The sequence below is a fragment of the Paraburkholderia sp. genome, from assembly GCF_034668105.1.
Lineage (GTDB): Bacteria > Pseudomonadota > Gammaproteobacteria > Burkholderiales > Burkholderiaceae > Paraburkholderia.
This window is the reverse complement of the sequence record NZ_JAXDPY010000629.1, coordinates 1-14,344: the sequence shown is the minus strand read 5'-3', so window position 1 is coordinate 14,344 and position 14,344 is coordinate 1. Positions and strand designations below refer to the sequence as shown.

The window sequence follows — 14,344 nt, the reverse complement described above, 5'->3', positions numbered from 1 at the left end:
TTGATGCGCGGCGAGGAAAGCCGAATCGGCGATAAGAAGAAGACGGCCGCGGCAGCGAGCCCCGCGGGCGGCAAGGATCGTTGATCGGGCTGCGATTGCGATTGCGGCTGCGATTGGGATTGGGATTGGGATTGCGATTGGGATTGCGGCGACGGCCGAGGTTGCACACGCACTTGCGCTTGCAACGCCGGCGAACCCGGCGCACTGCTTCCCAGCAAGGGGTTTAGTCGCGGAAGTTGTTGAAGTCGAGCGGCGTGTCGGTCACGTCCTTGCGCAGCATCGCGATCACGCTTTGCAGGTCATCACGCTTAGCTCCGGTGATACGCACCGCATCGCCCTGGATGCTCGCCTGCACCTTGATTTTGCTGTCCTTCACGAGGCGCACGATTTTCTTCGACAGATCGCCGGACACGCCTTTCTTGATCTTGATGACCTGCTTGACCTTGTCGCCGCCGATCTTCTCGATCTTGCCGTAGTCGAGAAAGCGCACGTCCACATTGCGCTTGGCCATTTTCGACAGCAGGACATCTTTGACCTGGCCGAGCTTGAAGTCGTCGTCGGCGTAGGCGGTGATTTCGCTTTCCTTGTGCTCGACGCGTGCGTCCGACCCCTTGAAGTCGAAGCGGGTTGAAATTTCCTTGTTGGACTGCTCGATCGCGTTCTTGACTTCGATCATGTCTGCTTCGCAGACGACGTCAAACGATGGCATTGTTTTCTCCCAATAGTGCTGCGGTGCGTGGCGCGGCCGGTCGGCTGCTCACGGGGCACTCGCTATAATCACGGACCGGCTGTCATTTTACCGACGCCACTCCTTTTTGCCTAAGGCCGCCGCGCATTGTCGCGCGGCCGGAGGCCAGATGTCGTTCCGTTCGCCGTCCCATTGCCCATTCCGATGTCCCAATCCGACTCCGCCGCGTTCATGGCCGGCTATCCGCTAAAAGCGCACAACACCTTCGGCTTCGATGTTCGCGCGCAGTTTGCGTGCCGGATCGAGCACGAAGCGCAGCTGATGGACGCCGTGCGCGATCCACGGGCTGCCGGTTTGCCGCGGCTGGTGCTGGGTGGCGGCAGCAATGTCGTGCTGACGGGAGACTTCGCCGGACTGGTGCTGCTGGTAGCGCTGCGAGGCCGCCGCGTCGTGCGCGAGGACGACGACGCATGGTACGTCGAGGCGGCGGCCGGCGAGCCGTGGCATGACTTCGTCGCATGGACGTTGTCGCAAGGGCTGCCAGGCCTCGAGAATCTCGCGCTGATTCCGGGCACCGTGGGGGCGGCACCGATTCAGAACATCGGCGCGTATGGCCTGGAGATGTGCGAGCGGTTTGCGTCGCTGCGGGCGGTTGAGCTGGAAACCGGCGCGGTAGTCGAGCTCGATGCCGACGCGTGCCGATTCGGCTATCGCGACAGTTTTTTCAAGCGGGAAGGGCGTGAGCGTTTTGTGATTACGTCGGTCACTTTCCGCTTGCCGAAGGTTTGGCAGCCGCGGGCTGAGTATGCGGATATTGCGCGTGAATTGACAGCGGGTGGTCGCGCCGATACATCGCCGAGCGCGCAGGCGATTTTCGATGCGGTAGTCGCGGTACGGAGCGCCAAGCTGCCTGATCCGCTGCGTTTGGGTAACGCTGGAAGTTTCTTCAAGAATCCGGTCGTGGAGGCAGCGCAGTTCGAGACGCTGAAGGTTCAGGAGCCCGAGATCGTGTCTTACCTTCAGGCGGACGGCCGGGTGAAGCTCGCGGCGGGCTGGTTGATCGATCGATGTGGCTGGAAGGGCCGCGCAATGGGCGCCGCAGCCGTGCATGAGCGGCAGGCGCTGGTGCTGGTGAATCTTGGCGGAGCGAGCGGAGCTGAGGTATTGGCGCTCGCGAAGGCGGTTCAGCGGGATGTGTTGGCGCGGTTTGGAGTGGAATTGGAGGCTGAGCCGGTTTGCTTGTGATTGCGTGAGCGTCTTGCTGCAATGAAAAAGGCGCCGGGAGGGATTCCTCCTGGCGCCTTTTTCGCATCTGCGGCATCTGCCGTTCAGTTTCGGCCGCGCCTTGCGGCGCTTAACTTCGCTCACGCGAAGTTAGCCTTCACCGAAACGCACGCCGTCAGCTACGCTGACATGGCGTTTTGGCTTCGGCCGCGCCTTGCGGCGCTTAACTTCGCTCACGCGAAGTTAGCCTTCACCGAAACGCACGCCGTCAGCTACGCTGACGACGTGCGTTTTCAGCAATCCGCATGCGCAGGGCGTTCAGCTTGATGAACCCGCCAGCGTCGGCTTGGTTGTAAGCACCACCGTCGTCGTCGAACGTAGCAATGGTCTTGTCGAACAGCGTTTCCTTCGAATCGCGCGAGTCAACCGAGACGCTGCCCTTATACATCTTCACTCGCACCCAGCCGTTGACCTTCTCTTGCGTATGGTCGATCAGCACCTGGATTGCGCGGCGCTCCGGGCTCCACCAGTATCCGTTGTAAATCAGCGCAGCGTAACGCGCCATCAGGTCGTCTTTCAGGTGGGCCACTTCACGGTCGAGCGTGATCGACTCGATGCCGCGGTGCGCCTTCAACATGATCGTGCCGCCCGGCGTTTCATAGCAGCCGCGCGACTTCATGCCGACGTAACGGTTTTCGACCAGATCCAGACGGCCGATGCCATGCTTGCCGCCCAAACGGTTCAACTCGGTCAGCATTTCAGCCGCCGACAAACGGTTGCCGTTGATCGCGACCGGATCGCCGTGCTCGTACTCGATGTCGAGGTATTCAGCCTGGTCGGGCGCCTGTTCCGGCGAGACCGTCCAACGCCACATATCGGCTTCGGCTTCGGCCTTCGGGTCTTCCAGGTGACGGCCTTCGAACGAGATGTGCAGCAGGTTCGCATCCATCGAATACGGCGCGCCACCTTGCTTGTGTTTCATTTCGATCGGAATGCCGGCTTTTTCGGCGTAGCTGAGCAGCTTTTCGCGCGACAGCAGATCCCATTCACGCCACGGTGCGATCACCTTGATGCCCGGTTCCAGCGCGTAGTAACCGAGTTCGAAGCGAACCTGGTCGTTACCCTTGCCGGTCGCGCCGTGTGACACCGCTTGCGCGCCGGTGGCGCGGGCGATTTCGATCTGACGCTTGGCGATCAACGGACGTGCGATCGACGTGCCCAGCAGATACTCGCCTTCGTAGATCGTGTTGGCGCGGAACATCGGGAACACGTAGTCGCGCACGAATTCTTCGCGCAGATCTTCAATGAAGATGTTTTCCTGCTTGATGCCGAGTTGTAGGGCTTTCTTGCGCGCCGGTTCCAGCTCTTCGCCCTGGCCGATGTCGGCCGTAAACGTGACGACTTCGGCGTCGTAATTGTCCTGCAACCACTTCAGGATGACGGAGGTGTCGAGGCCGCCCGAATAGGCGAGCACGACTTTCTTGATATCGCTCATGGTGAACTCGTAGCTGGAGAAAGCGGGAAAACAAGGCGCGCCGGCGGTTCCGGAGCGCGGAAAACCACTATTTTGACACTAAACGACCACCTGCCCGCGTTTTTGGGGAGTGCGGTGACATGGCCGGGTCGACTTGCGACTGTGGATCCCGGCCCGCTGCGTGGCGCTAAACGTGGATGCCTTGCCTCGTATTCAAGGCCCCGTCGCGCTTCACGCAGGCGCTGCGTGTGGCTCGCTTAATGATTCAGCTTGCCGAGCAGCAGATATTCCATCAAGGCCTTTTGCACGTGCAGACGGTTTTCCGCTTCGTCCCACACGACGCTTTGCGGGCCGTCGATCACTTCCGCGCTGACTTCCTCGCCGCGATGAGCGGGCAGGCAGTGCATGAACAATGCATCGGAATTGGCGAGCGCCATCATTTCGGCGTCCACGCACCAGTCTGCGAAGGCTTTCTTGCGGGCTTCGTTTTCGGCCTCGAAGCCCATGCTGGTCCAGACGTCCGTGGTGACCAGGTCGGCGCCTGTGCAGGCCTCGTTCGGATCGTCGAATTCCTGATAAAACGGTGCGCTTTCAGCCGCGACCATGGCGCGGTCGAGCTTGTAGCCCGGCGGCGTGGACAGGCGCAGCTTGAAACCGAGAATCTGAGCAGCTTCGATCCACGTGTACAGCATATTGTTCGCGTCACCGACCCACGCGACCGTCTTGTCGCGAATCGGACCGCGATGCTCGAAGTACGTGAAGATGTCCGCCAGTACCTGGCACGGGTGGTATTCGTTGGTCAGCCCGTTGATCACCGGCACGCGCGAATTCTCGGCAAAGCGCGTGAGAATGTCCTGGCCGAACGTGCGGATCATGATGATGTCGACCATGCGCGAGATCACTTGCGCTGCGTCTTCAATCGGTTCGCCGCGGCCGAGTTGCGTGTCGCGCGTGCTCATGAAGACGGCGTGGCCGCCCAGCTGGAAGATGCCGGCTTCGAACGAGAGGCGCGTGCGAGTCGAGTTTTTCTCGAAGATCATCGCGAGCGTGCGGTCGTGCAGCGGGTGGTAGGTCTCGTAGTTCTTGAATTTGCGTTTCAGAATGCGCGCGCGTTCCAGCACGTACTCGTAGTCTTCCAGCGAGAAATCCTTGAACTGCAGGTAGTGGCGAATTTTCTTGGCGGTCATGAAACAAATACGGCGGTCTCACCCGGCAGGATTGCCGGACGGCGCCGCCGTCGTTTGTGGTAACTCAATGCAGCATAAAGGATTTCGCCCCGTTTGACGAGTCGGCCAAAAGGCCGGAAAAGCGCTTTGAAGGCCTCCCGCAACCTTACGGCGGAGCTTGTGTGCGCTGCGGAAAAAGGTCCGCTGCGCTATAATCTACCGGTTATCCCTAAGCCCAGCGGCCGGTATTGAGCTTGTGGGACACGGCTCGCGCGCTCCGGAAAGTTTCCTCGCGGTGCGCCGTCATGATGAGCGCCGGGGCGGTTTGTCCGGCCCTTCGCGGTTTCTGGCGGCGCAGCTTGCCATCAGGCGTGGTCGACGTGTTCAGGCATCCCAAAGCTGCTTTGCAGTCAGCTTTGCCGTCATCCCGCTGGGCAGTCACACAGGTATTCCTACATGGCCGAAGCAGCTCCAACCGAATATTTCATTCAGGGCATCACGTCGACCGGGAAAAAGTTTCGACCGAGCGACTGGTCGGAGCGCCTCGCAGGTGTGATGGCGTGCTTTGGTCCTAGCCCGCGCGGTAAAGGGCCGAATGCCTACCTGCAATACTCGTTGTATGTCCGGCCCACCATGATTGGTGACCTCAAATGCGTGATTCTCGATTCGCGCTTGCGCGACGTCGAGCCGATGGCCTTCGATTTCGTGCTGAACTTCGCGAAAGACAATGACCTTCTCGTGACCGAGGCGTGCGAATTGCAGCTTGAGCACGCCACGCCGCTAGCCAAGAGGCACGTGATATAGCGTAAGTCAGCCGGAACGGCAAAAGAAAAAACCCGCAAGCAGCGGGTTTTTTTATGGCTGAGGTCCGTGGCTTCAGCGGGTAATCCGTCAACCGCGAGCGCGCTCGCGACAAGTCACAGACTGTGGTACGGACCTGTCAGTTCAAAGCAAAAAAGCCCGCCGAAGCGAGCCTTTCCGTTGCAGCGGAAACAGGAGGTAGCCCACCGAAGCGGGCTGACCGAATTTACTGCGCTGCGGGTGCTTGCAGACCCTTGAGGGCTGCAGCCAGACGGCTCTTGTTACGAGCTGCCTTGTTCTTGTGAACGATTTTCTTGTCGGCAATGATGTCGATGGTCTTCGACGATGCCTGGAAGATCTCAACGGCCTTAGCCTTGTCGCCGGCTTCGATTGCCTTGCGAACAGCCTTGATAGCCGTGCGGAACTTCGAGCGCAGTGCCGAGTTGTGCGAGTTTGCCTTGGCGGCCTGGCGGGCGCGCTTGCGTGCTTGTGCGGTGTTAGCCATGACGGTTCCTTATCCTGTTCCTGTTTCCAGTACCTGACCTTCAAGTGGTAGGTGCTGCTTTTAGATCGAACTCCTGGAAGCGATTGCCCAAGAGCGCAAAAAGTGTCGAAAAATCGATCGGACTACGCGAAGGCGAGCCCGTGTTCCGGTGTGTTTCGAGGTTTGGTCGGCGCCTCAATACGGCTTAAGCGATGCTCGCGTACTGCGTGCCTGAACCCCGTCCGAAAATTGAGCGAGCTTCGAAACCGGCGATTATAGCAACAAAATCAGGCACGTGGCAACGGAGAATGCCAATTCGATGTGCGGGCGCTGCCCTGCAAGGCCTTGGATTCAGTAAGTCCCCATGGGGAAGAGACGGGTTGAGGAGATGCAATCGTCAGCACAACGGGCGAGCGGGCAGTTAGCCGCCACTGTCACGCCGCGCCTCGAAGCGCCGGATTGCTGTGACAACGTCGGTTATTCCAGCGCGCAACGCGTGCGGCAAACGAACAAAAAACCACCCGATCCGCGCATCCCAGCGAACGTCCGCGGCGCAAATCGGTCCGATTCGCGTTCCGGCTCCTCGTCCGCACTCGCGGCACCCGTATAATAAGCGCCCCATGAATCTATTCCGAGCCCTGCTGACGGTCAGCGGCTTCACGCTGCTGTCGCGCGTGACCGGACTGGCCCGCGAAACGCTGATCGCTCGCGCGTTCGGCGCCAGTCAATTTACTGACGCGTTCTACGTCGCCTTCCGTATTCCGAATCTGCTGCGGCGCATTTCCGCCGAGGGTGCGTTCTCGCAAGCCTTCGTGCCGATCCTCGCCGAGTTCAAGAACCAGCAAGGGCACGACGCCACCAAGGCGCTAGTCGACGCCACGTCGACAGTGCTTGCCTGGGCACTCGCGATTCTCTCGCTGATCGGGGTGGTGGGGGCGTCCGGCGTGGTGTTCATCGTTGCCTCGGGTCTCGCGCATGAGGGCCAGGCGTATGCGCTCGCGGTCACCATGACGCGCATCATGTTCCCGTACATCATTTTCATCTCGCTGACGTCGCTCGCGTCCGGCGTGCTGAATACGTACAAGAACTTTTCGCTGCCCGCGTTCGCGCCGGTCCTGCTGAACGTCGCCTTCATCGTTGCGGCGGTGTTCGTCGCGCCGCGCCTGCAAACGCCGGTTTATGCGCTCGCGTGGGCAGTGATCGCCGGCGGTGTGCTGCAATTTCTCGTGCAGTTGCCGGGGCTAAAGAAGATCGACATGATTCCGCGCATCGGGTTGAACCCGGTGAAGGCGCTCGCGCACCGCGGCGTAAAGCGGGTGCTGTCGAAGATGGTACCCGCGATGTTCGCGGTGTCGGTGGCGCAGATCAGCCTGATCATCAACACCAATATCGCGTCGCGTATTGGTCCGGGCGCCGTTTCGTGGATCAACTACGCCGACCGGCTGATGGAGTTTCCGACCGCGCTGCTCGGCGTCGCGCTCGGCACAATCCTGTTGCCGAGCCTCTCGAAGGCGCACGTGGACGCCGATCCGCACGAGTATTCGTCGCTGCTCGACTGGGGTCTGCGCGTCACCTTCCTGCTGGCCGCGCCGAGCGCCGTCGCGTTGTTTTTCTTCGCCCAGCCCCTCACTGCCACGCTGTTCCACTACGGCAAGTTCGACGGCAACTCGGTGGTGATGGTCGGCCGTGCGCTGTCGGCTTACGGCATCGGCCTGATCGGCCTGATTCTGATCAAGATCCTCGCGCCCGGTTTCTACGCGAAGCAGGACATCAAGACGCCGGTGAAGATCGGCATCGGTGTGCTCATCGTCACGCAGCTGAGCAACTACGTGTTCGTGCCGATTTTTTCGCATGCGGGCCTGACGCTGAGCGTCGGGCTCGGCGCTTGCGTCAATGCATTGTTCCTGTTCCTCGGCTTGCGCAAACGCGGCATCTATATGCCGTCGAATGGCTGGCTGAAGTTCTTCGTGCAGTTGCTCGGCGCCTGTCTGGTGCTGGCCGGTACGATGCACTGGCTCGCGATCAGCTTCGACTGGATCGGCATGCATAGCCGGCCGGTTGACCGAATCGTGTTGCTGGGTGCGTGCCTCATTCTGTTTGCCGCGCTATATTTCGGTATGCTTTGGCTGATGGGCTTCAAGTACGCGTATTTCAAAAGGCGAGTGAAGTGATCACGATGACGCGAGTTCTCGACTATTTCAGCACGCTGGTTGCCGAAGATGACAGCCTGCCGCTGACCGAGGCGGCGCTCTCGCTCGCGCAGGACGCTTATCCCGATCTCGATTTGCAAGGCACGCTGGCTGAGATCGACGAGTTGGTCGTGCGCCTGCAGCGCCGCATGCCGGACGACGCGGACATCCGGCAGAAGGTCGGCATTCTGAACCGGTTCTTCTTCCGCGAGCTGGGTTTCGCCAGCAACCTCAATGATTATTACGATCCCGACAACAGCCATCTGAACGCGGTGCTCAAGCGGCGCCGTGGCATTCCGATTTCGCTGGCCGTGCTGTATCTGGAAATGGCCGAGCAGATCGGCATTCCGGCACGCGGCGTGTCGTTTCCCGGCCACTTCCTGCTGCGCGTTACAACGCCGGATGGCGACGTGATGCTTGATCCGACCAGCGGGCATTCGCTATCCGAATCGCAGATGGTGGACATGCTGGAGCCGTATGTGGCGTCGGCGGGCGAGTCGGTGAGCAGGGCGCTGCGCATGTTGCTGCAACCGGCCACGCGCCGCGAGATCATTGCCCGGATGCTGCGCAATCTGAAGTCGACTTATCTTCAGACGGAACGCTGGCAGCGTCTGCTGGCCGTGCAGCAGCGTCTTGTGATCCTGTTGCCGGAAAGCATCGAGGAAGTGCGCGACCGCGGTTTCGCGTATGCGCGGCTCGATTACCTGCGGCCGGCGCTCGAGGATCTCGAGCGCTATCTCGGCGACCGGCCGGATGCGGAAGATGCGACCGTGGTGGAGTCGCAATTACATGAGCTGCGCCAACGCACCCAGTACGACGACCGCGATTAGAAACGCTTGGCGCGGTGCGCCCGCAGATCAGGCTCGTAGCTCAAGCAGTGAGGGCAAGGAATGAACGGCTGCGTCCCGCTACGGCTGATAAGCAAACGCCGGTCAAATCAAAACGCCTGCACATGACTCATGCGCAGGCGTTTTTCATTGGCACGGCCGCATCAAGCGGCACGCGGCATTCCGCCTTACTTCGGCTGCATGCGGATCGCGCCGTCCAGGCGAATCACTTCGCCGTTGAGCATCGGATTGTCGAAGATCTGCTTGGCCAGCATCGCATACTCTGCCGGTTTGCCGAGACGCGGCGGGAACGGCACCATCGCGCCGAGCGCGTCCTGCACCTCCTGCGGCATGCCGAGCAGCATCGGCGTTTCGAAGATGCCCGGTGCAATCGTCATCACGCGAATCGCGTTGCGCGACAGATCGCGTGCGATCGGCAGCGTCATGCCGACCACGCCGCCCTTGGACGCCGCATAAGCGGCCTGGCCGATCTGGCCGTCATACGCCGCGACCGATGCGGTGTTGATGATCACGCCGCGCTCGCCATTCGCATTCGGTTCGTTCTTCGACATGGCCGCGGCCGCCAGCCGGATCATGTTAAAGGTGCCGATCAGATTGATGGAGATGGTGCGCGCGAACGATTCGAGCGGATGCGGACCGTCTTTGCCGACCGTCTTGACGGCGGGCGCAACGCCCGCGCAATTGACGAGGCCGCGCAGCGTGCCGAGCTTCGTGGCGGCTTCGACGGCCTGCGTGGCGTCGTCTTCGCGGCTCACGTCGCATTTGACGAACACGCCGCCGAGTTCCTTCGCCAGCGCCTCGCCGGCATTCTGGTTCAGATCCGCGAGCACCACCTTGCCGCCGTTCTCGACGAGAAGGCGCGCCGTGGCCGCGCCGAGGCCCGATGCACCGCCGGTGATCAGGAATACGTTGTCACGAATCTCCATGTCTTCTCCTTTCTTCGGTTCAATAATGTCTCGATCGAATATCTTTTCGATGATCGATTGTAACGGCTATGCTGCAGCGCGGAAAGCGAAGTGGCGCGTCAGATGGGTAGGAGATTCCTGACCCACCGAACTGATACGGAGGGCTAATGAATACCGAGGTGTAACGAACCACGGAGATCGCAGCAAAGCGCACGCCAACGCCATGGGGCAGGAAATAAAAAACCCGCCTGCATGGGCGGGTTTTCTTGCGAGCCGCAACGCGGACGTGGACTTACTTCAACGCATCGAACGCGCGCTCGCGAATTTCGTCGACCGTGCCCAGGCCCGAAATGCGGCGATATTGCGGCGCCTTCAACGGGGTCGACGAATCGCCGTTTTGCGCCCAGTTGTTGTAGTACTCGATCAGCGGCTTGGTTTGCGCAACGTACACGTCGAGGCGCTTCTTGACCGTCTCTTCCTTGTCGTCTTCGCGCTGGATCAGCGGTTCGCCCGTCACGTCGTCAATCCCTTCGACCTTCGGCGGGTTGAACTTGACGTGGTACGTGCGGCCCGACGCGGCGTGCGAGCGGCGCCCGCTCATGCGCAGGACGATTTCGTCGAACGGCACGTCGATTTCCAGCACGTAATCAATCGCGACGCCCGCATGCTTCATGGCTTCAGCTTGCGGAATGGTGCGCGGAAAACCGTCGAACAGATATCCGTTCGCGCAATCCGGCTGCTGCAGGCGTTCCTTCACCAGGTTGATGATCAGCTCGTCCGTGACCAGTTCGCCGGCGTCCATAAAGCGCTTGGCTTCGAGGCCGAGCGGCGTGCCTGCCTTGACGGCTGCGCGCAGCATGTCACCGGTGGAAATCTGCGGAATCCCGAACTTTTCCTTGATGAAGTTTGCCTGAGTGCCCTTACCCGCGCCGGGCGCACCCAAAAGGATCAAACGCATGTGATATCTCCAGATCTGTGTGAATTCTTTGTTGGCACTGCAGCCATCCCACGATTCGCCGGGGACCCGCGTCGGCTGCCATTTCGAGTCTCGCGCTGCACGTCGATAACGACGGCGCTGCAAGACGAAACACGGCGCGACCGGGCAAACCCTGACTCTCGCGTTTAACGGGAGGCGCGTACAACCGTCCGATTATGCCATGGGTTTTTACGCTCAAGACCCGAATAAAGCCTGCACGCGAGCGAGATCGGCGGGCGTGTCGACGCCGGGCAGCGGCGCATTGTCAGTGACGAGCACGGCGATCCGTTCACCGTGCCACATCGCGCGCAGTTGTTCGAGTGCTTCGACCTGCTCGATCGGCGAGATCGCGAGACTCGGATAGGTGCGCAGGAATTGGGCGCGATACGCGTACAGGCCGATGTGCCGGTAGACCACTGCGGGCGCCGGCGGTACGGGCATCGACGCCACGTTGGGCCAATGCGGTTGATACGCGTCGCGTGCCCACGGAATCGGCGCGCGCGAGAAGTACAGCGCGACGCCGCGCGCGTCGAGCACGACCTTGACGACGTTCGGATTGAAAATTTCCGCTGGGTCGGTGATGGGATGCGCGGCGGTGGCGATTGCGCATTCCTGGCTCGAAGCCAGGTGCGACGCCACGCCGCATACGAGCGCCGGGTCGATCAGCGGCTCGTCGCCCTGCACGTTCACCACGATCGTCTCGTCGCTCCAGCCGAACTGCGCCGCCACTTCCGCGAGACGGTCGGTGCCCGACGGATGATCGGCGCGCGTCAGCACGGCGTCGAAGCCGTGCGCGCGGGCCACCTCCAGCACCGCTTGCGCGTCGGAAGCGATCAGCACCTGTTGCGCGCCCGATTCGCGTGCTCGTTCGGCAACCCGCACCACCATCGGCTTGCCGCCGATGTCGGCGAGCGGCTTGTTGGGCAGACGCGTCGAGGCGAGCCGGGCCGGCACGACGGCGATGAAGGGGGGAGTAGTGGCGTTGGCTTGGGTCATCGGGAGGACGAGCGGCGATGCAACCGGAAGAAAGCGCTCGCGGGCACACTGCGGGCGTTGATGGGAAAGACGGCGAATGCGGATCGCGGAGGCAGATCACAGATGCCGCTCAGAAGCGCGGGGCGGGCGGAACGCAGCCACCCCGCGTCAGGGCAAACCTGACTCAGGCGACGGAGCCAGGATTCAGATCGACCGGCGTACCCTCCACGGTCTGGCGCGCTTCGTCGACCAGCATGACGGGAATGCCGTCGCGGATCGGATAGGCCAGCTTGTCCGCGTTGCAGGTCAGTTCCTGCGCGGCACGGTCGTAGCTGAGCGGGCCCTTGCAGATCGGGCAGACGAGAATTTCAAGCAGGCGAGCGTCCACGGACTTTCTCCACAACGAGTGCAATGAGGCGATGATCGAGCGCGGCTTCGACCGGGACAACCCAGATGCGCGCGTCGTGCCAGGACCCTAATTTTACCGCATCCTTTTCCGTTATCAGGATGGCGTCCGCGTCGTCGTCCGTAAAAGGATTGCGCTCGAACGCGTAGTGATCCGGCAACGCGCGGGTGGCGGGCTTAAGGCCGGCCGCGCGCAGCGTCGCGAAAAAACGCTCCGGCGCGCCAATGCCGGCTGCGGCCAGCACGCGATCGCCGCTGAACTGGGCGAGTGGGCGGCGCAGGCCCGGATTGTCGAGATGCCACGCATCGGCGGGCGCCAGTTTCAATGCGAACGTGTTGGGCCAGGCGGGCAGCGTGCGAGCGTACGGATCGTTGATCAGCGTCGCATCGCGGCGGCGCGACAACGGCTCGCGCAGCGGACCCGCCGGCAGCAGAAAACCGTTGCCGCCGAGCCGGTGATCGAACACCACCAGTTCGGCGTCGCGGGCGAGGCGGTAATGCTGCAAGCCGTCGTCGCTGACGATCACGTCGACTTCGCGATGCGCGGCGCACAGCGCCTGCGCAGCCGCGACGCGATCCGGGCAGACCCACACCGGTGCGCCGGTGCGGCGCGCGATCAGCAGCGGTTCGTCGCCGCCGACGTTCGCCCCCGAGGTTGCGAGGACCGGCGTCGGTCCCTTGACGCGTGCGCCGTAACCCCGCGACACCACGCCGGGTTTGAGGCCGGCTGCGCGCAAGGCTTCGACCAGGGCGATGACGGTCGGCGTCTTGCCGGTGCCGCCGACAGTCACATTGCCGACCACCACCACCGGCACGCCAATGCGCACGGACTTCAGCCAGCCGAACGAGAAAGCGGCGCGCCGCGCGGCGGCAATCGCGCCGAACACGCACGCGAAGGGCGTCAGCGCCCATGCCAGCGCGCCACGCTGCTGCCATTCGCGTGCAAGGCGTGCTTCGACACGGTTGTTCAGTTCGCTCATCGGCGAGCCGCAAGGACGGGCGATGCACCGCATGCCCATTGGAGTCGGGACGGCGGCGTGGCAGCGCTGAGCGCAAGACGCGGGGCAAGCATCAACGCGGTTCTCCGGACAATCGAAAGGTGAAGTGAAAAGCTGAAGCAGCGGCAGCAGCCGACGCGTTCGCGCAATGTGATGCAGTGTGCCGCAAGGGCGAGCGCCGTGGGGCGTTCGGCATGCCGCCGAACCCGCCACTCTAGCGCGCGTGCGTCCCGCCCGGCAAGTCGGGCGCCTCGCGCGGCGCGGCGACATAGCGTTTCGAACGGCAGCCACTGCCTGTGGATAACTTTGTGGAGAACCTGCCAGTCGACGGCCGGAGAAGGCCGCACCGAGCGCTCCGTATCGGCAATCGTTCCTATTAACGGGATATAAACACCATATAAATCAAAGACATGCTTCCAAGTCTCGCGGCCTGGCGGGCGATTTGACGGCATTCGGGTAATGGGTCCCGACATGTGGACACTTTTAACAATTCATCTGCTGCGCTAGACGCCGATGGCCACTCGGTCTATCGTCTGTCCGGCCAGTCACAGATACCCCTCGCATGAATCCCGAAAGCCCATTTGCCTCGTCGGCCACGCCCGGCGGTGAAGTCGTCGTCCCCGTTTCCGCGCTCAATCGTGCCATTGGCACGATGCTCGAACGTTCGTTTCCGCTTGTCTGGGTGGCCGGGGAGGTGTCGAACTTCACGCGCGCCGCGAGCGGCCATTGGTATTTCTCGATCAAGGACGCGCAGGCGCAAATGCGCTGCGTGATGTTCCGCGGTCGCGCGCAGTACGCCGAGTTCACGCCGCGCGAAGGCGATCGCATCGAAGTGCGCGCGCTGGTCACGATGTACGAGCCGCGCGGCGAACTGCAACTGAACGTCGAAGCGGTGCGCCGCACCGGGCAAGGGCGTCTTTACGAAGCGTTTCTCAGGCTGAAGGCACAACTCGAAGCCGAAGGTCTCTTTGCCGCCGAACGCAAACGAACGCTGCCGGCCCATCCGCGCGCGATCGGCATCGTGACATCGCTGCAGGCCGCGGCATTGCGTGACGTCCTGACCACCTTGTCGCGTCGCGCGCCGCATATTCCGGTGATCGTCTACCCGGCGCCGGTGCAGGGCGTGGGCGTCAGCGCCAAACTGGCCGCGATGGTCGATGCGGCCAACGCGCGGCGCGAAGTCGATGTGCTGATCGTGTGCCGCGGCGGTG

General features: G+C 62.1%; 14 protein-coding genes. 5 read left to right on the top strand and 9 right to left on the bottom strand.

The genetic code is table 11. From position 1 onward, the window contains the following. Positions 1-223: 223 nt before the first annotated feature. On the bottom strand, positions 224-709 hold the full coding sequence (locus QOC89_RS27735; RefSeq protein WP_323047956.1) for a YajQ family cyclic di-GMP-binding protein: 486 nt from the start codon (positions 707-709) through the stop codon (positions 224-226). A 183-nt stretch (positions 710-892) separates the two neighbouring features. On the opposite strand from QOC89_RS27735, the gene murB reads away from it, so the two are divergent. Then, on the top strand, positions 893-1,933 hold the full coding sequence (murB, locus tag QOC89_RS27730; RefSeq protein WP_323047955.1) for a UDP-N-acetylmuramate dehydrogenase: 1,041 nt from the start codon (positions 893-895) through the stop codon (positions 1,931-1,933). 247 nt (positions 1,934-2,180) lie between these two features. Here murB and QOC89_RS27725 read toward each other — a convergent pair whose 3' ends face one another. Beyond that, positions 2,181-3,407 carry an argininosuccinate synthase gene (locus tag QOC89_RS27725; protein ID WP_323047954.1) on the bottom strand — a complete coding sequence of 409 codons (1,227 nt, stop codon included), beginning with the start codon at positions 3,405-3,407 and terminating at the stop codon, positions 2,181-2,183. Positions 3,408-3,643: 236 nt separating this feature from the next. After that, entirely contained in the window at positions 3,644-4,573 is a 930-nt protein-coding gene (gene argF, locus QOC89_RS27720) for an ornithine carbamoyltransferase (RefSeq protein ID WP_323047953.1), read from the bottom strand. Between the two features lie 435 nt (positions 4,574-5,008). Between argF and QOC89_RS27715 the strand changes: the two genes are divergently transcribed. After that, the gene (locus tag QOC89_RS27715; RefSeq protein ID WP_323047952.1) at positions 5,009-5,356 is read left to right on the top strand and encodes a DUF3579 domain-containing protein; all 348 of its coding nucleotides are present in this window, start codon (positions 5,009-5,011) and stop codon (positions 5,354-5,356) included. A 223-nt stretch (positions 5,357-5,579) separates the two neighbouring features. Here QOC89_RS27715 and rpsT read toward each other — a convergent pair whose 3' ends face one another. Next, a complete protein-coding gene (gene rpsT / locus QOC89_RS27710) occupies positions 5,580-5,858 on the bottom strand; it encodes a 30S ribosomal protein S20 (RefSeq protein WP_074282377.1) in 279 nt (92 codons plus the stop codon). Positions 5,859-6,457: 599 nt separating this feature from the next. Here rpsT and murJ point away from each other — a divergent pair. Both murJ and QOC89_RS27700 read left to right on the top strand, forming a co-directional pair. Next, entirely contained in the window at positions 6,458-8,008 is a 1,551-nt protein-coding gene (gene murJ, locus QOC89_RS27705) for a murein biosynthesis integral membrane protein MurJ (RefSeq protein WP_323047951.1), read from the top strand. A gap of 5 nt (positions 8,009-8,013) precedes the next feature. Beyond that, positions 8,014-8,856, top strand: coding sequence for a SirB1 family protein (locus tag QOC89_RS27700; protein ID WP_179734003.1), 843 nt, complete (start codon positions 8,014-8,016; stop codon positions 8,854-8,856). A gap of 185 nt (positions 8,857-9,041) precedes the next feature. Here QOC89_RS27700 and QOC89_RS27695 read toward each other — a convergent pair whose 3' ends face one another. The 5 genes from QOC89_RS27695 to lpxK form a co-directional block, all read right to left on the bottom strand. Next, positions 9,042-9,800: a 3-hydroxyacyl-CoA dehydrogenase gene (locus QOC89_RS27695; protein ID WP_323047950.1), complete on the bottom strand. Its 759-nt coding sequence runs from the start codon at positions 9,798-9,800 to the stop codon at positions 9,042-9,044. Positions 9,801-10,071: 271 nt separating this feature from the next. Continuing rightward, on the bottom strand, positions 10,072-10,737 hold the full coding sequence (gene adk / locus QOC89_RS27690) for an adenylate kinase (RefSeq protein ID WP_323047949.1): 666 nt from the start codon (positions 10,735-10,737) through the stop codon (positions 10,072-10,074). 213 nt (positions 10,738-10,950) lie between these two features. Continuing rightward, entirely contained in the window at positions 10,951-11,751 is an 801-nt protein-coding gene (gene kdsB, locus QOC89_RS27685) for a 3-deoxy-manno-octulosonate cytidylyltransferase (protein WP_323047948.1), read from the bottom strand. Positions 11,752-11,914: 163 nt separating this feature from the next. Further along, complete coding sequence (locus tag QOC89_RS27680; RefSeq protein WP_323047947.1) at positions 11,915-12,118, bottom strand: Trm112 family protein; 204 nt, start codon at positions 12,116-12,118, stop codon at positions 11,915-11,917. Next, positions 12,099-13,115, bottom strand: a complete 1,017-nt coding sequence (gene lpxK / locus QOC89_RS27675) for a tetraacyldisaccharide 4'-kinase (RefSeq protein WP_323047946.1) — start codon at positions 13,113-13,115, stop codon at positions 12,099-12,101. The genes QOC89_RS27680 and lpxK overlap by 20 nt, the downstream gene beginning before the upstream one ends. A gap of 580 nt (positions 13,116-13,695) precedes the next feature. On the opposite strand from lpxK, the gene xseA reads away from it, so the two are divergent. Beyond that, a partial coding sequence (xseA, locus tag QOC89_RS27670) for an exodeoxyribonuclease VII large subunit (RefSeq protein ID WP_323047945.1) occupies positions 13,696-14,344 on the top strand: 649 nt, incomplete at its 3' end.

What these genes read in the sequence shown, in the direction of transcription:
- QOC89_RS27735 (WP_323047956.1), bottom strand. Translation starts at nt 709, where the DNA reads ATGCCATCGTTTGACGTCGTCTGCGAAGCAGACATGATCGAAGTCAAG.
- murB (WP_323047955.1), top strand. Translation starts at nt 893, where the DNA reads ATGTCCCAATCCGACTCCGCCGCGTTCATGGCCGGCTATCCGCTAAAA.
- QOC89_RS27725 (WP_323047954.1), bottom strand. Translation starts at nt 3,407, where the DNA reads ATGAGCGATATCAAGAAAGTCGTGCTCGCCTATTCGGGCGGCCTCGAC.
- argF (WP_323047953.1), bottom strand. Translation starts at nt 4,573, where the DNA reads ATGACCGCCAAGAAAATTCGCCACTACCTGCAGTTCAAGGATTTCTCG.
- QOC89_RS27715 (WP_323047952.1), top strand. Translation starts at nt 5,009, where the DNA reads ATGGCCGAAGCAGCTCCAACCGAATATTTCATTCAGGGCATCACGTCG.
- rpsT (WP_074282377.1), bottom strand. Translation starts at nt 5,858, where the DNA reads ATGGCTAACACCGCACAAGCACGCAAGCGCGCCCGCCAGGCCGCCAAG.
- murJ (WP_323047951.1), top strand. Translation starts at nt 6,458, where the DNA reads ATGAATCTATTCCGAGCCCTGCTGACGGTCAGCGGCTTCACGCTGCTG.
- QOC89_RS27700 (WP_179734003.1), top strand. Translation starts at nt 8,014, where the DNA reads ATGACGCGAGTTCTCGACTATTTCAGCACGCTGGTTGCCGAAGATGAC.
- QOC89_RS27695 (WP_323047950.1), bottom strand. Translation starts at nt 9,800, where the DNA reads ATGGAGATTCGTGACAACGTATTCCTGATCACCGGCGGTGCATCGGGC.
- adk (WP_323047949.1), bottom strand. Translation starts at nt 10,737, where the DNA reads ATGCGTTTGATCCTTTTGGGTGCGCCCGGCGCGGGTAAGGGCACTCAG.
- kdsB (WP_323047948.1), bottom strand. Translation starts at nt 11,751, where the DNA reads ATGACCCAAGCCAACGCCACTACTCCCCCCTTCATCGCCGTCGTGCCG.
- lpxK (WP_323047946.1), bottom strand. Translation starts at nt 13,115, where the DNA reads ATGAGCGAACTGAACAACCGTGTCGAAGCACGCCTTGCACGCGAATGG.